Consider the following 18,949-nt stretch of genomic DNA (forward strand, 5'->3'; position numbering starts at 1 on the left):
GCAGAGCAATGAAGCGATTTAATCAGTTGCACAAATCCATTAAAATCCGCCTGTATCTGCAGTTTTTCACTATACTGGCAAGTACGACAATAATGCCCTACATCGCCGTTTATTTCAGCGGATTGGTCGGAACAAAAATAACAGGGCTACTTGTGATTTTGGTTATTTGCTCTGGAATCGTCGGGGGGTTGTTCGGTGGCTTTTGGTCCGATCAAATTGGCCGTAAAAAGCTGCTGGTGTTTGCGGAATTGGGGTTAGGCATTTCTTTTCTGGCAATTGCCTTTTTCAATTCGCCATGGGCAGTTATGCCATACGTCAGCTTTGTCCTTTTTCTGGTTAATATGTTTTGCAATGGTGTTTATGTGCCAGTTTCGAGTTCCATGATTTATGATTTAGTAAAAAAACAGGAGCGCAATTTCGTGTTTACGGCAATTTATTGGATTGCGAATCTGGCAACCGCACTTGGAACGATTACAGGCGCATTCCTGTTTGAGGATTATCATTTCTTCCTGTTCATTTTGGTAGCTGTTATTACCCTGATTTCTTCCTTAATTACATATCTGTATATCGACGAAACGTTTGTCAAAAAACAGGAAGCTACTGCAGAGCAGGCTGGATCCGTGTCCATGTGGTCCAACTATAAAACCGTATTAAAAGACCGTACATACATGATTTTTTTAATCGCAACATTATGTGTCATCTCGATGGAAAATCATTTGACGAATTACATTGCCGTTCACCTGGAGAAGAGCGTCGAAGAAACTTCCCTGTTCGGATTATTTTCCATTGATGGTATAAACATGATTGGTATACTGCATGCGGAAAATACTTTACTTATCGTGCTGGCGGTTGGTTTGGTAAGCTGGCTGGTCAGAAAAACAACCGATTACCGGCGGCTTATCTTCGGAATGGCACTTTTCGTTATCAGTTATTCGCTGTTAAGCTACACGTCGTCACCCATGCTGCTGATTGGATTGATGGTTTTCATTTCAATCGGAGAATTAATGTATGCCCCGGTTCGCCAAAGCCTGCTTGCCGATTTAGCGGACGAATCATACCGAAGTTCATACCTGGCCCTAAACAGTTTTATGGGACAGGGAGCAATGATCATAGCAGGTGCCACCATTACACTCGGAGGACTTTTTCCCGCATATGTTATCAGTGGAGGCATCTTTGTAATGGGCATGACTGGTGTGTTAATGATGGCCTATGTCATGAAGCAGACACAGGAAGGACCGCACGCAATAGCCCGGAAAGTCAGTGATTAATTCCGATACCACAAAAGTGCTTTTTGTTCCATGTCGGCTACGAATTGCGCCTTGCCCTCGATGTACGATTCCATATCATAGGGAAACAGTCTTGACAGCTCTTCTTTCAAGTCACCATATTGTTTGGCAGCATTCGAGTGTGCCCGCAAATAGTTTCGAAATGCCAGGTGGCGTTCAATAGCAGGATCACCTGCTTCAAAAATATGTACATGATGCGTCCGCTCATCGCCACCCTTTTGAAAATATCTGCGGCCACGTATTCCATTTTCCCCCATTGCTTCGTACCCATTTTCTTTCATTGCATCGTTATATGCATCAATCTGTGTTATATCCCTTGCAACAGGAATCATGTCGATAACCGGCTTTGCAGACAGACCTGCCACGGACGTGCTTCCGATGTGATGAATTTCAATAATTTCCGTACCGAAAATTCTTTTTAATTCGCCGGATTCTTTTTCAAAAAAGAATGGCCACTGATTATTGTAAGGTACTACTTCGACTTTTCGCATGAATTGCCTCCTGTCTAAAGAAAGGTGATAATAATTCCCAAAAACATTACACAAACTGACGACATGAAAAAGGAATTAAACAAGGTGAGTTTATATGGTCCCGCATTCTTTTCCGGTTTATCCTTAAAGGCAACAGTACCCCAAACCCGCATTCCTTCCCGCTTCACATCATAACCGGTTTTCAAAAATGTGTAGGAAACCGCCAATAATACCATCACCAGGCTGAATGGAAATATTACCATATCAAACCGGAAATTCTGCTCCAATGCAAACAGGTAAATAATCAATAGTTGTACGGAAGTCAATATGGCAGTTTTTAAAAACATAGATTCCACCTCCTCTACACAATCTGAAAAAACTCTTCTGAGCATATTTTATGGTGAAGCTGTCAATAATGGTGTATAATATAACTAGATTAATATTCCTTTAAGGGGAGTAGCTTTTACAGCAAAGTCGTCATTACAGAGTTTATCGACTCTCGGCTTTGCTGGCAACTGACTGTTGTTAGCAAGACCTTACCATTTTTAGTGGTCGGGTCTTTTTTATATACGATTTTCAAGGAGAGATACTATGAATAACTTTATGATGAAGGACATGCCAGCATTCATCGAAAGAGAAATAGAAATTGTCACCGAAAAATTAAAACCGCAACTGAAGAAAAGCTCCAGGTATACTCTTTTTGCAATGCCGTTAATTACCGTTGCGTTTGTAAATCTGTTCTTTTCACTGATACAAGGCGGCTGGTATTTGAACAATATGCCTATTTTAGCAATATACGCATTAATGGCCGCTGTTGGAATTGCATTATACAAGGAATCCAAGCATGTGAAAAAAGAAATGCAGCAAATTGGTATGGAACACTTTATTAAACGGATCAATAAAAGCGAGCATATGAACGACTATCAAAAAAAGGAATATATCAGCACGATTAAAAGCCGCCCGAAATTCGGTTTCCACACCTTTCTGAACTTCCTGACTGAGGAAGATCAGCGTAAACGAAGAATGATGGAAAACTAGATTCATTTATGGAGAACCTTTTGATTAGAAGGTTCTCTTTTTTAATGGGGATTGCTGTCATCGATTAATCCGTTCATTTTTGCTCTCTCGGGTTGATATATTTCTTGTGGGGTCGATATATTTCTTCTCCGGTTGATATTCTTACGTGACCGGTTGATATATTTTCCCTCGGGTTGATATAATGTTTTTCCGGTTGATAAGTTCTCTCTCCGGTTGATAACTCACCTCTAGCGTTTATTTATGTGGAAAAATATTCATCTACCACAATGGCTCTTGTTCATTGGACAGTTTCAGGATAAATGGATATGTAATCACAATTATGGACACCGAAATAGCGATTAAAATTAACATAACCAACCAGTTATAATCAAACAATGCATTAACAGGCAAAATAATAATCAGTGGTAAAAATGCAAACATACTGCCTTTTCTCCTGGAGTCAGTTGTCTCATATTGCTTTTTGTCACAGTGAGGACATTTCATTCTGAACGAAGCTTTTACATCCTGTTTCCATGTCCATCCCTTCCCACAGTTCTGACAAACAGGCATTTGAACCCACCCCTACTTAAAGTTTTGCGGTTTTTCTGCATAACTTTCCACAATAAACCCGCAGTTCGTGCAGATGGTATGCAATATGTTTGAGCCCATGTTGAAGCGTCCTGAACTCATTCTGGCATACCCTGCCTGTTTACCGGTGCCAAAATCCCTGCCGCCGCATTTAGGACATTCCATTTCGTTGTTTGAATGATTCATCATTATTACTCCTTTTCTGTTATTAAGCCATAGGTGGTCCGCCGCGTCTGCTTTTTTTCTTTTCGATGGCAATTAGTTTTTCACGTTCTTTTTTCTGCTTTGTTTTGTTACGGTATGGTGTTTGCTTTCGCCTCTTCTGCTTGCTTCGAATGGCAAATTAACCAAATCCCAATACAAATAATACCCAAAATGCATTCGAAAACATGTAAGAACTCCTATAACATTTATACGGACACAGGGCACTGTTCGTTTCACATTTACAATACTTTCCCCATAATAACCTGAGGGTCAGCCTCAGAAATTACAGGTGCCTTCCCACTGATTATTTCCCATCCTTTACCCATATATAATTTTATAGCAGGGTCATTGTCTACGGAAGTTGTTAAAATAGATGTCTGCTGATCAAGTCCATCGAGCAATTTATCATGCAGCAGGCCGCCGATCCCCATACGCCGAGCAGATGAATCTACAGCCAGCTCAACAAATTCAAAATAGTCCTTCAGCCATTTGGCATTTTGCTGGTCCGTAAGTTGCACCCCAAGTTTCTTTCGATAAAATTGATGCGGCAAACTGGTATAACCATAAGTAAATCCCTGCAGTTTCCCAATGTCATCTATTGCCTTTATCCCTTTAAACCCCTCATAGCAAGCATGTTTATTGATATTTTCAACCGTACTTTCCAGGTCTTTAGGAGTGAATTTTTCTCCGATAAACGTTTTACAGTATAGTTCAGCTATTCTGTTCAGATCGACATCATCTTTGCCAAAAAAACTAATATCTATCTCCATTGACGATTCATTCCTTTACTATTCTTCTTACTTTTTCTTTTCGACAAACATTCTCCAATATCCTTTTATTTTACTATCACAAAAGTATTGTTTTACTTTTTCTAATCTTCGAGCAATTGCATTATCCCGACGACTTTGATATTGTTTATAATCGTAATTAACATGTCAAAATTTAAACAGGGGGCTACATGAAGAAAGTATCAATCGTTTTTTACATAACGTTAGCATTAGTCATAATAGCAGTTGCTCTTGGTGCTGCCTTTCCAGCACAATTCGAGGAAACAACCAATCAAATCAAATCTGATGTCGCAACATCATTCGGGTGGTATTACATGCTGCTAATGTCCGCCCTAGTCATATTTGCTATTTTCATCGCAGTAAGTCCATATGGAAGAATCCGCCTTGGTAAAGACAATGACAAGCCGGATTTCTCAACAACAACATGGGTGGCCATGCTGTTCTCCGCCGGAATGGGTATCGGACTTGTTTTCTATGGTGCTGCAGAGCCGTTATCACACTATATGACAAGTTCACCAACAGGCGAAACAGGAACCGGGACAGCGTTTAAACAAGGACTCTCCTACTCTTATTTCCACTGGGGTCTTCACGTTTGGGCAATGTACGGGATTGTCGCACTCGCATTAGCATTTTTCCAATTCCGCAAAGATGAACCGGGTTTAATTTCCGCAACCCTAAAGCCAATCTTTGGTGAAAAAATGAACGGGCCGCTCGGAATCATAATTGATGTACTGGCCGTTTTTGCAACCGTCTTCGGGGTGGCAACATCACTTGGTTTTGGTGCAGTGCAAATTAATGGCGGGCTGTCACACTTATTCGGTATTGACGTAGGATTTACTTCTCAGTTTGTGATTATATCCATTGTTACAGTCTTGTTCTTAATTTCCGCATGGTCCGGGTTGAGCAAAGGGATTAAATATTTATCCAATACCAATATGGTGCTTGCCATTTTATTGCTTATTGTCGTCTTGATTGTTGGACCGACCTTGCTGATTCTTAATATGTTTACCGAGACGTTTGGATTATATATGCAAAACCTAATCGAAATGAGTTTCCGTACAGCTCCGCTTGAAGGAGACAATCGTGGCTGGCTTGATGGATGGACTATTTTCTACTGGGCCTGGTGGATTTCCTGGGCACCATTCGTTGGAATGTTCATCGCACGTATTTCCCGCGGACGTACAATCCGTCAGTTTTTGACCGGGGTACTGATCTTACCGACACTTGTTGTTTCCATCTGGTTTGCAGCATTCGGAACAACAGCAGGTGACGTTCAAAACAGTGGTGTTGATTTGACCCAATATGCAACAGAACTTGTATTGTTTAATATGTTTGATCAGTTGCCATTATCGCTCATATTATCACTTATAGCGATTATGCTGATTGCTTCATTCTTTATTACATCAGCAGACTCGGCAACGTTTGTGCTTGGTATACAGTCAACATCCGGATCATTGACACCGCCGAATAACGTCAAAATTGTCTGGGGTATTGCCCAGTCAGCAGTTGCACTTATTTTGCTTTATGTCGGTGGGTTGACGGCGATTCAGAATACCATTATCGTCGCCGCATTACCATTCTCGTTTGTCATGATTCTGATGATCATCGCGCTGTTCAAGGCGCTTAATAAAGAAGTCAAATTCGCAACAAGAGGAAAATAAGAAAAGAGGTTGTCCCGGTTTGGGGCAGCCTCATTTTTTTATTCGGCGGATAATGTAACACTTACAACTTCCGGCCGGTTAAATAAACGTTGTGGAATGATACTATTACCGAGACCTCTGCTGACAATCATAACAGAGCCATTTTCGGCATACTTCCCGGCTGCATATTTCGGAAAAAATCCCTGATTGGGTGCTACCAACCCGCCAGCAAACGGCAGCCTGAACTGCCCGCCGTGCGCATGACCGGTAAACGTTACATCAATCTGATTATCCTGATATATGGAAAATAACTCCGGGCGATGTGACAGGAGAATCGTAAAATCAGAAATTGTCTCCATACTTCTGATTGATTGACTCACTGCATCCTTTTGAGCATTGGCATCACCTGCATTGACCGGATCACCAACACCCATAATCGTAATTGTATCACCATTCCATTGTATCGTTTCTGCAGTATTACTCAGTACAGTGACCCCTACACTTTCCAAATCCTTTTCCAAAGAAGGGTAATCTTCCGACAGCAATTCATGATTTCCGGTCACGAAATAAGTTGGCGCAATGGAAACCATTTTTTTCAGTAACGTTATGCCAGGTTCTTTATTAAAATCACGTTTATCAATCAAATCTCCGGTAAACACAATTAAATCCGGATTCTCATTTTTAACCTGTTCAACCAGCCTTGATTGGTTCTCACCAAATGTTTTGCTATGTAAGTCGGATAAGTGAACAATCCGGTATCCATCAAAGCTTTCCGGCAATTCATCTGATTGAACGTCAATTTCCGTTACCGATAAGACACTGTTCTGATGGTATGAAAATGCGATTGCTAAGATGATAAACATTGTAAAAATTACTATTTTCTTTTTTGTAAAAAACTTTAAGATAACTACCACACCCTATTAGTAAGGAGGTTTGCCGCCGCCATTTTTATGTGCCGTCAATGTCCCTCGTTCCACTTCATACGAAAAATACCGTGATCCGGTTTCAGCATCTTTTTCCCAGGATTCAGTGAAGGTCACTATATATTTTTCATCGTCAACTTCTTTTACATTTGTTTCCCGTACAACCTGATAGCCATCGATTGTTCCTTCCCATTTACCGATCTTTTCAGGGAAAATTTCAATAATTGTTCCTTCTCCTGAAGTGGCAAACTCCACAGCATCCTCTTTTGTAAAAGGAGGCATATCTAGTGAAACAAGCTGCAAAACTCCCCATGACAATGCATAAATGAGAACAGGAATAAGGAAAAACTGCTTCACTCCCTGTTGGTGGTCTAATCGTTTATATACCCACCTGTCAATAATGGCATATAATAACGCCGCTGTTATACCCAATAACGCAAAGTTCCAAGACTGAAACAGTAAGCCATTTGCCAGACCAAAGACGCCATGGAGTAAAATATACAAGACGTTATTTTGCCTGAACCATTTGTTCTGCACATATTCCAGCCCTATTGAAACAGCATTCCCGTAAATTAGGATAATCGGGCCTACATACATACCATAAAAGAATGTCCAACCCATTACCTTGTTTCCCATGTTGTATGGCGAGTCCATATCCACTAATGTCATATAACCCAAACTGATGGATATGATTGTTATGGCAGCAAATGAGGTGATTAATTTTCGTATTGCATCATTTGTAGAACCCACAGCTTCACCCCCTGATACATAAATTTTAGCATACATTCCAGCCTATGCGCTTTTGTATTTTGCCTTTTTCAATGGTATGGCACTAACAAAAAATAATGCACCAGTAACACCGAGCATAATCAACGTCCCGGCAATTACGACCGTTTGAATCGAAATCAGTTGAGCAGCAATTCCCATGATCGACGTCATCACGATGATTAAAACTGCTTCGATAAAACCGTACGTACTGCCTATCCTTCCCATTACATCAACAGGGATATTATTTTGATAAAATGTATAATAGCCTGTATTGGCAAATGCGAGCGAGAATGATAGCACAAAAAATCCGATAGCAGCTATGAAAAAACCACTGGAAAAAGCATATACAATATAACCAACGGAAACAAAGATGGAACCTGCACCAATCAACGTTGCAGTTGATATTTTTTTCACAAATACAGCATTGATAACTGCACCGACAACAATCCCAGCTCCTGCAATACTGACAAGAAACCCGTATTTGCCATCAGATAACTGAAGGACTTCTTTGGCAAAGGCCGCTTCCAGTGAGTCGATTGCGGTTGCCATTACCATCATAAAGCTGAACAGAAAGTAGATCATCATGATATAGCCGTGCTGACGGCTGAAACGGACAACGGCGTGCCAATCTTTTTTCAACAGTGTCATGGAGAGCCTTTCTTGCTGAATGGTGATATTTTTTTCAAGATTTGGCATAAACATAGTAATAATGCCTGACAAAAATAGTGCGATTGCATTCATATAAATCGCAAAAATTGGCGTACCAATGATAAACAACATCCCTGCAATTGCCGGACCAATCAAAAATCCTCCTGAGTCGATCAGACTGCGCAGCGAATTGAACCGTTTCCGCTGTCCGGCTGGAATTAGTTTTGTAATGTAAGTCATTGATGCAGGTTCAAACATGGAACTGGCCATATTGATAAAGAACGCCAGCAAATAAATAAACGAAAGTGATGAGAAAGCTGGCAAAAACGCGATAAATATTGCCCGAAAAATATCCAGGAAGATCATTAGATTTCGTTTATTCAGCCGATCGATGAGACTGCCTGCCCAGCTGTTTGTAGCTAGTGTAGCGAGTGGCTTGAGAATATATAATGCAGCCACGGCCGGCGGTGAACCCGTCATATCCAGGACAATCAGGTTTAAAGCGATCAAATAAATCCAATCACCGACATTTGATAAACCAATTCCAAACAATAAAATTGAAGCATACTTCCATGCATTGCGGCCCATTCAAATCCACTCCTTTTTTGAAATAAAAAAACTCGCCCTCAAGAATTTAATCTTGAGGGCGAGTTAACGCGTATCGCGGTGCCACCTCTGTTTTATAATATGTCACCATATTAAACTTATCAGGTACGGTATCTGAATACTTATACCCTGGCTCTGTAACAGGAGCACCTGTCACACTATCCCCGTTGCGGTTCCAATGTGATGCTCAGAGACTTGGTTCAGTACGTTCGTTCCTGCCCCTTTTCAGCATCCGGAACTCTCTGTGAAGAACGAAACGCACCTACTCTTCTCATCATCGCTTTTTTCGATTTAGTTAAAGAATAGACTACCAAAGCTGTTTGGTGATGTAAAGAAGAAATTTAAAAGCTGTTGACAACAACCCATTTTCTGCTATGCTATATAAAATTTACTAAACATGGGAGGCGAAAAAATGCTACCTGATCAGCAGTTATTAAGAATTCCCGGCCCCACACCAATCCCTCCAAGTGTTCAGCGGGCAATGAGCCAGCCGATGATCGGTCACAGAGGTACGGAAACCAAGGAGTTGCTGCGACGGGTCAAACCCAGACTGAATCCCATTTTTGGAACAGAGCAAGATGTCCTACTCATTACCGGAAGCGGAACTGCCGGGCTTGAGGCAGCTGTTGCGAATACGATACATCCCGGAGATGAAGTGTTAGTCATTGTCACAGGGGCATTTGGTGAACGATTCGCCAAAATATGTGAAGCATATCAGGCCAAGACACATCGTTATCAGGTTGAATGGGGAAAAGCCGTGTCACCTGCTGCGATTGAAGAATATTTTAAAAAATATTCATCGATAAAAGCAGTATTTGCCACGTTCAGCGAAACCTCCACAGGTGTATTGAATCCCGTTCAGGCACTCGCAGCTGTCGTACATAAAAATTCGGATGCTTTGTTCATCGTGGATGGTGTTTCCAGTGTTGGTGGAGTTGAAGTGAAAATGGATGAATGGAGCATCGATATATTGGTAACCGGTTCGCAAAAAGCCATGATGCTTCCGCCGGGGTTAACCTTGGTTGCTTTGAGTGAGCACGCCTGGCAGGTAATTGATAACAAAAAACAGCCGCCTTTTTATTTGGATCTAAAGAAATACCGTTCATTAGATTCAACACCATTCACACCGGCATTACCACTTCTATTTGGTCTTGAGAAGGTCCTTGAGCTTATTGAAGATGAAGGGCTTGAGCAAGTTTTTGCGAGACATCAATTGCTGATGAAAATGACAAGAGCAGCATTTCGTGCACTGGATATTCCATTGCTGACTAATGATGATTCAGCCTCACCCACGGTGACCGCGGTTAAACCCGACGATTTTGATCCTGAAAAGCTGCGTAGCGTGCTTAAACAGGAGTTCGGCCTTGAAACAGCAGGTGGTCAACAGCACATGAAAGGGCAAATTTTCCGGATTGGCCACATGGGCTACTGCTCGCCAGCGGATATTTTACAAACTATCAGCATCATTGAAATTAGTCTGAGGAAAATCGGTAATAAAGTTGAGCTCGGCAAAGGAACACGGGCAGCACAGGAAATTTATTTAGGTTAGGAGTTGGGAGAATGTTTCGTATATTAGTTGCTGATCCGCTGAATGAAGACGGTCTGCAGCCGCTTCAAACTGCGGAAAATATAGATGTCGTGATTGATACTGGTTTAACTGCTGATGAACTGAGTGATAGAATTACAGATTTTGATGCCCTGCTGGTTCGGAGCCAGACACAGGTTACAAGTGAAATAATCCGCAAAGCTGCCAATTTAAAAATCATCGGCCGTGCAGGTGTCGGCATCGATAATATTGACCTCGATGCTGCTACAGAACATGGAATTATCGTGGTTAATGCCCCGAACGGAAATACCAATTCAGCGGCAGAGCATACAATGGCCATGATTATGGCGTTATCCAGGAAAATCCCGCAAGCTTATTTCGCATTGAAAAACCATCAGTGGGACCGGAAAAAATATGTCGGCGTCGAATTGAAGAACAAAACTCTCGGGGTGGTCGGTCTTGGGCGGATTGGTACCGAGGTCGCCCATCGAGCTAAAGGACAGCGAATGAATATCATGGCATACGATCCTTTTTTAACAGAAGAAAAGGCAGAAAAACTGGGAATTACGTACGGTACCATTGACGAAGTGCTGGCTGCAGCCGACTTTATTACCGTTCATACTCCATTGTTAAAAGAAACACGACACCTGATTGATAACGAGGCTTTTAAGTTGATGAAGCCCGGCGTGCAGATTGTCAACTGTGCACGCGGCGGTATTATTGATGAAGAGGCACTATATGAAGCTATCATTTCCGGTAAAGTTGCAGGCGCTGCATTGGATGTTTTTGAGGACGAACCAATTGTAGAGAATAGACTGCTGGAATTACCGGAAGTAATCGCAACCCCCCACCTCGGGGCAAGCACCATCGAGGCACAGGAAAATGTTGCAGTTGATGTTTGCCAGGATGTCCATCATTTTTTAACTGGCGGTATGGCAAAAAATCCGGTAAATCTCCCATCCGTGCCACGGGAACTCCTAAGCAAAATCGAACCATATTTTTATCTGGCTGAAAAATTGGGGACATTTCTCATCCATATGACCGAAGAAGTGATTGAGGAAATTAGAATCTATTATTCTGGTGAATTATCCGGCTTGAAGACCGCACCAATTACCAGAAACACGGTGAAAGGCTTGCTGAAGCGACATCTCGGCACACATATCAACGACGTAAACGCGCTTTATCTAGCCGAGAAAAAAGGAATTGCCATTCACGAAAATAAGACCGCCACAACAAAAGGATTTACCAATCTATTAACTGTTGAAGTGAGGACAAAATTGGGTGTTCGAAGCGTTTCCGGAACGTTATTAAATGGCTTGGGATCACGGATAGTGAAAGTCGATGACTATAATGTCGACTTTACCCCTGAAGGACATATCGTTGTCATCCATCACAACGACCAGCCGGGTGTAATCGGCAGAATGGGGAGCCTGCTTGCACAACATCAGATTAACATCGCGACCATGCAAGTAGACCGGTCGGATATTGGCGGCGATGCTATTATGATGTTGACAATCGATAAACATATGGAAAGGGAAGGTCTGGAAGAGCTGAAATCGTTGGAAGAAATCAACGATGTGACAGCAGTGGATTTCTGATACTCCCACAGCTAAAGCAATGGGGTTCTGAATTCACAGTCCTTCTTCCAACTGGCAGCCACAGTTTGTTTTTTCATGCGCTCGGCATTTAGGGTAGTTCAAGATACTGGGACCATTTCCTTCAGAACTTTCACGGCCAAAGCAACTTTTGTCACTATTAACGACCGCATCTTTTGGATTTTGCAAACCCGATGGTATCACACCGCTTATAGATTACATTAATCCTAATTCCTAAATTTAGAATTGTTTTTTACAACAATGAATTAGGAACGTATGTTTGCATTTATATTATCTTGTTAGAATAGTTAAAGTCAAGTATTATTTCAAAATACTTTTTTCCATTTGGATTACCTCTGCAACTGTTTCAGATACTTGAGTGCCACATAAACCTTTTATTTGTATGGCACTCCGTATTAACCTCACTTTCATCCCATGTCTAAAGACGATGGGCTTTCACGTTCGGAAAGTAGTAAATAACCAACATGTTTTTATTTGTACTTCAGACCACACTCCTATTACACAGAACATACGACTTCATCATTTTGTGAAATGGACATGAATTGATATAATGAAATTACATTATAAAAAAGAAATAGGGGGATAAAAATGAGTAATCTGATTTATTCGCAGCTAAGTATTGCGCGCAATGGATTCATAAATGAAATTAATGATGTGGACGAAGGGAAACTTGATAAACAACCAGAGGGATTCAATAATACAATCCACTGGCATATCGGCCATGTACTGACGACAGCGGAGCAATTTTTGTTCGGTTACCCGGAAAATACCGAGCATCTCCCGGAGCGCTACAAAGATCTATTCGGATATGGCACCACCCCAGCGAACTGGCCTGATGATGTGCCAAGCACCTATGAGCTTGTCGAACAATTGAACAGCCAGCTGAAGCGGATCAAGCAAATCCCTCCAGAAAAATTTAATAATAAACTTCCGGAAGCTGTGCTGGGTGCGCAAACATACGGCGAACTTGCAGCTTTGACAGCATTCCACGATGGTAATCACTCCGGTCGGGTTAATGCAATGAAAAAAGTACTAAATAATTAAATAGACTGCAGCTCCCTATTGTCGCACAATCTTTTCCGATATTTGTTAGTATCGAGGGAAAATCATTCCAAAGGCTTTTATTAATTGCAATTATTTTATTTGGATTTAGTGTCTTTTTTGGCTGGCTATGAATTTATAACTCAACTTATAACGTATGTGTAATTAATTATTATATCAGGGTGCAAATCCTTATTAAGGAAATACGCCCTTTAAGGCAATATCGGGCAAAGTATTATTCCAGATTTGCGCCCGATCGTATTGCTTAACTTGTTCTGTTATTTGTTCTTGTGGATTGCCTTATTAGTTTAATTATGACTAAAATAGAAATAATAGCCATTAATGTACCATAAAAATAACTATGATCCGAAAAGTTTAAGAACGCAACGAAAATGGATAAAAAAAGTGATATAATCAGAGGTACTCGTTTCAAACTTTCACCTCTTTCCTAATTAAATTAAGCGCCCGTTTGCTTAAGATGCTTTATAGTCATCCGAAAGTTAAACAAAAAAGAGATTACCCCAGAAATGTATAATGTGAGGAAGACTTCAACAAGCTTTCTACTCTAAAAATAAAAGGAACCCTTTAGGATTTCCCTCAACCCTTTCTATTCATTTCAAGCTGTAATAAGTCTATAGTAAATCCTGCATGCATTAACAAATCTAATCCAAGTAATCCATTAATATCCTCATATCCAAAGTCATTAAAATCGATTTCGATGTTTTCAATCGTATAATCACTGATTTGGATACTGTCCACATTCTTCCTAAATGCATACTCTTTTCCACCAATTCCATAATAAGTGACAATCTTATCATGTAAATCAACCTGCATACCAATATCATCTACTGCGTTTTGAGAAAGAAGTGTTCGAGCAGCTCCTGTATCAACTACCAAATTTTCAATCACTTTATTTTTTCCATTATACCTTAGCGTCATATCCACTAGTAACAATCCATGTTTGTATTTTATTTTCATGTTAGTAGAATCTCCTCAACCCTACATCTTGCCGGAATTCAAGTACAATATTTTCATGGGAAGTGTGATAAACTAAATCTTCATTTTTTGATTTTAAAAGTTCATTTGTTGCTGATTCGTCTGCTACAGGTCTTATAACAGCCACATCTTCTATAATTTCTTGATAGTTTTCAATATGAGACGATAGTACTTTCAGTTTAACAAATTGATCCGGGTACATATTTCTAACTTCTGGCCATTTCAATTCCACCGCCCCTTTCATTTAACATTATTATATCACTATTTTGACATTTACCATAGAACTTCATAATAAATATTAGCGCAAATCTTTATTAAGGAAATGCGCCCGTTTGCGGAACAAGTATTTACCACAACCTTAACCTTAATTGGAAGTCTGTCACAACAATATTGAGTATTACAGTAACCGAGATTATTTGAAAAAAATATTATACGATTTAGTCTCTTCTCTTTTCTCTTAATCTTTACCTTTCCACTAAACTCGAAACTACAGACCCATCTTTCATCTTAATAACTCTATTAGCTCTGCTCGCTAAATCATGGTCATGTGTCACAAATAGAACTCCGCAATTCTTTTCAGAGTTAAGACGTTGAATGATGTCAAAAATAACTTCCCCTGATTCAGTATCCAGATTTCCTGTAGGCTCATCAGCCAGCAGCCAGTCTGGCTCATGGACAAGCGCCCTTGCAATTGCCACACGTTGCTGCTGCCCACCTGATAATTGTGATGGCAATGAATTTCCCTTGTCTTCCAAGCCTACTTGTTTTAATACTTCCTGGGCGCGCTCCTTTTTGTTGTACGGAACTTTTCTGGAGAACAATGGTGCCATGACATTTTCAAGGAAGTTAGTGTGGAATAAGTGACACTGCTGGAAAACAAATCCGATATGTTCAAACCGAAAATCAGCAATCTGTTTCTGCTTCATACTCGCTAGTTTTTTTCCATCGTATGAGATATTCCCTGATGATGGTTGATCAAGTGTTCCAATCAAACTTAATAAGGTTGATTTTCCCAATCCTGAAGGTCCAACAATTGCCGTAAATTCTCCCTTGTTAAATGACAAGTTAATACCTTGCAGGGCATGGGTTTCTACCCCATCCCCTTTATGTGACTTTTCTAAATCCTTACATTTAATTGAAGTACTCATATACACATCTCCTTAACTGCTGGTTTATTACTATATAGATAATCTTATGAAGACATCCTCACGCACTTTCCTTCAAAACTTCATATGGATTGGTTCGTAGCGCTTTTACAGTTGGAATAATTGCGCCAATAATCCCCATAACTGTTGGGATGCAGATGGTTAGTAACAGGATAGTCAAGTTATCCCACGGGAAAATTCCGTACATCAAGCCGATGTAAGCAATAGATAAAATTAATCCCATGACTCCAGAGAGAAACCCGATTAGCGCTCCTTCCAACATAATAGAAAAACCGATGGTCCTATTTTTCCAACCAATTGACTTAAATAATGCCAATTCATTTCTTCGCTCTACAATGTTCTGCCACAACATTTCACCAGTTGTTAAAACGGCGACAAGTAATGCGGCCCCCATGATGAAGTAATGTGACTCATTCACTTCAACAGCGACAAACTCTCCTAGATAGGAGGTATAAAGGACGCCATCTAAATGGAATGAAACAAAAATATAGAATGATAGTAACGTTGATGGTAATGCTATAGCTAATATAGACAGTAAGTTTCGCCCAGGACGCTGCATAATTTGATTTGTTACCAATCCGGTTATCGATTGGTTTTTAAAGATTCGTTTGGATTTTGAATGAATTTCTCCCGTTTTTATCCCTTGATACGGCTTTAATTTTCCGACCTGAATCAGTGGGATTAAAATGCCAAATCCATAAATGAAAAATGATGTTAGACCAACTAATCCTACTTTTGCTAAGCTAAACGATGTTCCATTCTGTGCCAGAATATACTCTACACCAATCGCCAAAATAGTTATCAATAAAACATAAGACACAGCTTCTGTTACAATCATTTGTCGCAGCTTATTAGTTCGCCAGCCAAGTGCCAGCAAGATACTATACTCTTTACGATTCGTTAAAAAAGACACGTAAGATGTCGCCAATACATACATACTTCCGATTAGCAGAACTGCAAGTAGTACACTTGTATAACCAAGGGATGTTTCTCTGAAAATAGCAATTGCAGCGCCAATGTTGATCCATGACTGTTCCATCCATCCCTCAGCTTTCCCTTTATTAACGATTTTCGTGACAGTTGGTTGTGGAGATGAACCTCGTGTGATGGTTACTTGTAAACCTGTTTTATCCATAATTTCTTGTTTTATCGACTCTAATTTTGATTGCGACGCATTTCCAAATTCCTCAATTCCTTTTGCCTTTATCCGGATAGAAGAAATACTGTTACCACCGAGCAGCTTTTCTGCCGCTTTTACAGTGGTTAGTAAGTTAGGCGGGTTTGGTAATAGTGCTGTCGGGGCACCAGATCCCTCTATTTTTTTCACTGGATTTAGTGGCTCCCCATTTTGGTCTAGTACCACTGTTGCCTCCGCTGGCCGGTAGGTTTGGAGCGGTAATTTTGTCAAGGGATCCATACTGACTTGAAGGTTATTAGGATCATATTTACCAATAATATTAAATTCCAATACTGTGAAAGAAGGCTTTCCATTTCTGACTTTGTAAGCTGCAGGTTTAGGTTGTCTGAACACATATGGTGGTAAGTATTCTTTTGAATAAAAGCCTCCATCAATGTTAAGTTGTTGATTTGCAACTTGAAAACCAGAAGACCACCTTTTAGGAAATGGACTATTTATTTTTTGATAGTTTAATGGACTCGATTCATAATATAATTGAGATATTCCAATACCTTTCAATGAATTCTTAAGGGGATTTTGTAGTGTCTGAAAGTACATTTCCTCCAGTTCTTTTCCTGTAATAATATATTCATCAACGGGTACTGTATCTATTTGGTTGAGAAATTCCTTGCCATTTCCTTCTCTGATTTTCTCGGCGCTTTGTTTTTGTTGCGTTTCGGTTTTAAAGGGTATATCCAGTTTTTTTAACGTTACTTTATAATTACTGTTAGCGAAACTGTTTTGATTTAAGATAACAGGTAAATGAAATGAATTATCAAATCTTGCATGGTGTTTTCCTGTATCATTTTCGTTAAGATATCTACTGTTAGTTGAAGTTATTATGCTATCATCAAGTCCAACCAATTTTGCCTCTTGCTTAGGATCTATTCCAACAATTAACTGATCGTTTCTTAAAGTAAAACCAGCGTTAAGAAGGTATGCACCAAAGTTTAGATTAGGGCGTGAACCAGTCCAACCTGCAACCGTATAATATGTAACATCTAATAATGTTGTTTTATATAAATTATTATGATGTGTTTTTTGAATATTTAATTTGTATAGCCCGGGATTTGATACATTAAAAGCATCTCTTATAGACAGCGAAAGTTGTGTATACCCCATAACGGAAAGGGGAGCAGCCACATCTACACCTGTTATTTCTTTAATTGTTTCATATTTTTCATAACTAATCCCACCAATTATCCCTTTCAGATAATTTGGTTTCATTAAGTTATTTTGATTAAGTATTTCAGTATCTGTAGGCGTAACAACGAGATCATACGCACTTTTCCATTCCTTTTGTAACGTCTCATTAACGGTTCCTTTTGTCGATTCTGTTAAGCTGAATAAATAGATAAGGACTCCGCTAATTAATAATACCCCAACTATAGAAAGAAGAAATCGTTCTTTATTTCGCATCCATTGTTTGATTAAAAGAGATATCACAAATATATCCATCCATTCTTATATTATTTGTTCAGAGATTACCAATTTTATTTTGCCGGTACTTCCCAAACAGCTGATTCTCCAAAATTTACAAAAGATGAATATTTAAGTTTCCATACTCCTTCTTGTACAGGTACATCAAAGTAAAAAGCACCTTTTACTTTCTTTCCCGGTGGAAGTTCTTCATCTAAATTAGTTTTGCCACTTGGACAGGCAGGTTGGAGTTTGTTGCCTTCAACATCAAACATAGTAAATGCATATATGTTAGGATATATTTTACTGTTCATTGTATTTTTAAATATGACTCCAACCTTAACTGCATGATCCTGTTTCAATGAACGAAACTGTCTCATCTCTCCGGTATAAGGTTCGATACTGGTGACCGTAACCTTTATATCGCTGACGTCCGCAGTCTCACCTATTTTGAAAACATTTAGCTCTTTATTAGGTTCTTCCTTAGATTCATCTTTAGATTCTTCATTTACCTCTTTATTTGGGTTCTCTTCTTGTGATTTTTCTTCTATATCTGGTGAAGATTCATTATTTATTGCAGATTGTTCTGAGCAACCAATTATTAAGCTTAATGCCAATACGAAAATGCCTAATACTTTTATGTGTTTATTCAAACTAAAATCCCCCCCTTATCTTTGCTGATTTTTAGTATTGAACCAATTCAACAAAATTAACATAGGCTATTTTCTTCAAAATCTCATATAAAACATGTGTATTTAGTGAAATTATGAAAGAAGGCATTCTTTAAAGAATGCCTTCTTACTGCAAAGAGTTCCTCTTAAGTTGAGGAACATCTTACCTTAACGGCAAGCACATCTATCTTTTATCTTAGTGTCATAGTGTGCTCCAGTTCTGCAGTCAACAATTTCGACGTATATGTGACGTTCACCTGACAGGCATGTAGGCTCACCACAAAAATCTCGACCTTCACATAAACCACCTGGTCCAAGTTTAGGCGCTTCCATTTAGTTGTCTCCTTTCTATTAGAATATAAAATATGTGGTTTTTCAT

The 18,949-nt window shown here is 39.7% G+C and carries 19 protein-coding genes and 1 other annotated feature; of the genes, 6 read left to right on the forward strand and 13 right to left on the reverse strand.

Going from position 1 to position 18,949, the window contains the following annotated elements:
• The first annotated feature begins 8 nt into the window (after positions 1-8).
• On the forward strand, positions 9-1,268 hold the full coding sequence (locus tag G6R02_RS13810) for an MFS transporter (protein WP_164669809.1): 1,260 nt from the start codon (positions 9-11) through the stop codon (positions 1,266-1,268).
• Here G6R02_RS13810 and G6R02_RS13815 read toward each other — a convergent pair.
• Positions 1,265-1,777, reverse strand: coding sequence for a GrpB family protein (locus G6R02_RS13815; RefSeq protein ID WP_164669810.1), 513 nt, complete (start codon positions 1,775-1,777; stop codon positions 1,265-1,267). The genes G6R02_RS13810 and G6R02_RS13815 overlap by 4 nt on opposite strands.
• Positions 1,778-1,791: 14 nt before the next feature.
• Positions 1,792-2,103, reverse strand: a complete 312-nt coding sequence (locus tag G6R02_RS13820; protein WP_164669811.1) for a hypothetical protein — start codon at positions 2,101-2,103, stop codon at positions 1,792-1,794.
• 244 nt (positions 2,104-2,347) lie between these two features.
• Between G6R02_RS13820 and G6R02_RS13825 the strand changes: the two genes are divergently transcribed.
• Positions 2,348-2,794, forward strand: a complete 447-nt coding sequence (locus G6R02_RS13825; RefSeq protein ID WP_164669812.1) for a DUF5392 family protein — start codon at positions 2,348-2,350, stop codon at positions 2,792-2,794.
• A gap of 258 nt (positions 2,795-3,052) precedes the next feature.
• On the opposite strand, the gene G6R02_RS13830 is transcribed toward G6R02_RS13825, so the two are convergent.
• From G6R02_RS13830 to G6R02_RS13840, 3 genes are all read right to left on the reverse strand, one after another.
• On the reverse strand, positions 3,053-3,343 hold the full coding sequence (locus G6R02_RS13830) for a TIGR04104 family putative zinc finger protein (RefSeq protein WP_164669813.1): 291 nt from the start codon (positions 3,341-3,343) through the stop codon (positions 3,053-3,055).
• Between the two features lie 12 nt (positions 3,344-3,355).
• Positions 3,356-3,547, reverse strand: coding sequence for a transcription initiation factor TFIIIB (locus tag G6R02_RS13835; RefSeq protein ID WP_164669814.1), 192 nt, complete (start codon positions 3,545-3,547; stop codon positions 3,356-3,358).
• Positions 3,548-3,804: 257 nt separating this feature from the next.
• A complete protein-coding gene (locus G6R02_RS13840) occupies positions 3,805-4,335 on the reverse strand; it encodes a GNAT family N-acetyltransferase (protein ID WP_164669815.1) in 531 nt (176 codons plus the stop codon).
• Between the two features lie 188 nt (positions 4,336-4,523).
• Between G6R02_RS13840 and G6R02_RS13845 the strand changes: the two genes are divergently transcribed.
• Positions 4,524-6,014, forward strand: a complete 1,491-nt coding sequence (locus tag G6R02_RS13845; protein WP_164669816.1) for a glycine betaine uptake BCCT transporter — start codon at positions 4,524-4,526, stop codon at positions 6,012-6,014.
• A gap of 38 nt (positions 6,015-6,052) precedes the next feature.
• Here the strand turns inward: G6R02_RS13845 and G6R02_RS13850 are convergent, their stop codons facing one another.
• From G6R02_RS13850 to G6R02_RS13860, 3 genes are read right to left on the reverse strand one after another with little or no spacing between them, the layout of a single operon-like run.
• Positions 6,053-6,856 (reverse strand): metallophosphoesterase, encoded by an 804-nt coding sequence (locus tag G6R02_RS13850; protein WP_164669817.1) that lies wholly within the window; start codon positions 6,854-6,856, stop codon positions 6,053-6,055.
• A 57-nt stretch (positions 6,857-6,913) separates the two neighbouring features.
• Positions 6,914-7,666 carry a hypothetical protein gene (locus G6R02_RS13855; protein ID WP_246202568.1) on the reverse strand — a complete coding sequence of 251 codons (753 nt, stop codon included), beginning with the start codon at positions 7,664-7,666 and terminating at the stop codon, positions 6,914-6,916.
• A gap of 42 nt (positions 7,667-7,708) precedes the next feature.
• On the reverse strand, positions 7,709-8,920 hold the full coding sequence (locus G6R02_RS13860) for an MFS transporter (protein ID WP_164669819.1): 1,212 nt from the start codon (positions 8,918-8,920) through the stop codon (positions 7,709-7,711).
• Positions 8,921-8,971: 51 nt separating this feature from the next.
• Positions 8,972-9,225 (reverse strand) — a binding site (T-box leader).
• A gap of 125 nt (positions 9,226-9,350) precedes the next feature.
• On the opposite strand from G6R02_RS13860, the gene G6R02_RS13865 reads away from it, so the two are divergent.
• The 3 genes from G6R02_RS13865 to G6R02_RS13875 all read left to right on the forward strand — a co-directional run bounded on the left by G6R02_RS13865 (position 9,351) and on the right by G6R02_RS13875 (position 13,144).
• Positions 9,351-10,487, forward strand: a complete 1,137-nt coding sequence (locus G6R02_RS13865; RefSeq protein WP_164669820.1) for a pyridoxal-phosphate-dependent aminotransferase family protein — start codon at positions 9,351-9,353, stop codon at positions 10,485-10,487.
• A gap of 11 nt (positions 10,488-10,498) precedes the next feature.
• Positions 10,499-12,082, forward strand: a complete 1,584-nt coding sequence (gene serA, locus G6R02_RS13870) for a phosphoglycerate dehydrogenase (protein ID WP_164669821.1) — start codon at positions 10,499-10,501, stop codon at positions 12,080-12,082.
• A gap of 606 nt (positions 12,083-12,688) precedes the next feature.
• Entirely contained in the window at positions 12,689-13,144 is a 456-nt protein-coding gene (locus G6R02_RS13875; RefSeq protein ID WP_164669822.1) for a DinB family protein, read from the forward strand.
• A 594-nt stretch (positions 13,145-13,738) separates the two neighbouring features.
• On the opposite strand, the gene G6R02_RS13880 is transcribed toward G6R02_RS13875, so the two are convergent.
• From G6R02_RS13880 to G6R02_RS13900, 5 genes are all read right to left on the reverse strand, one after another.
• Positions 13,739-14,119: a retropepsin-like aspartic protease gene (locus G6R02_RS13880; RefSeq protein WP_164669823.1), complete on the reverse strand. Its 381-nt coding sequence runs from the start codon at positions 14,117-14,119 to the stop codon at positions 13,739-13,741.
• Position 14,120: 1 nt separating this feature from the next.
• The gene (locus tag G6R02_RS13885; protein WP_425509044.1) at positions 14,121-14,369 is read right to left on the reverse strand and encodes a hypothetical protein; all 249 of its coding nucleotides are present in this window, start codon (positions 14,367-14,369) and stop codon (positions 14,121-14,123) included.
• A 232-nt stretch (positions 14,370-14,601) separates the two neighbouring features.
• Entirely contained in the window at positions 14,602-15,285 is a 684-nt protein-coding gene (locus G6R02_RS13890; protein ID WP_164669825.1) for an ABC transporter ATP-binding protein, read from the reverse strand.
• 58 nt (positions 15,286-15,343) lie between these two features.
• Complete coding sequence (locus G6R02_RS13895; RefSeq protein WP_164669826.1) at positions 15,344-17,926, reverse strand: ABC transporter permease; 2,583 nt, start codon at positions 17,924-17,926, stop codon at positions 15,344-15,346.
• A gap of 47 nt (positions 17,927-17,973) precedes the next feature.
• Positions 17,974-18,552: a DUF4352 domain-containing protein gene (locus G6R02_RS13900; protein WP_164669827.1), complete on the reverse strand. Its 579-nt coding sequence runs from the start codon at positions 18,550-18,552 to the stop codon at positions 17,974-17,976.
• Between the last annotated feature and the right edge of the window lie 397 nt (positions 18,553-18,949).

It is taken from the genome of Virgibacillus doumboii, assembly GCF_902806455.1.
In the GTDB taxonomy this organism is placed as follows: Bacteria; Bacillota; Bacilli; order Bacillales; family Amphibacillaceae; genus Lentibacillus; species Lentibacillus doumboii.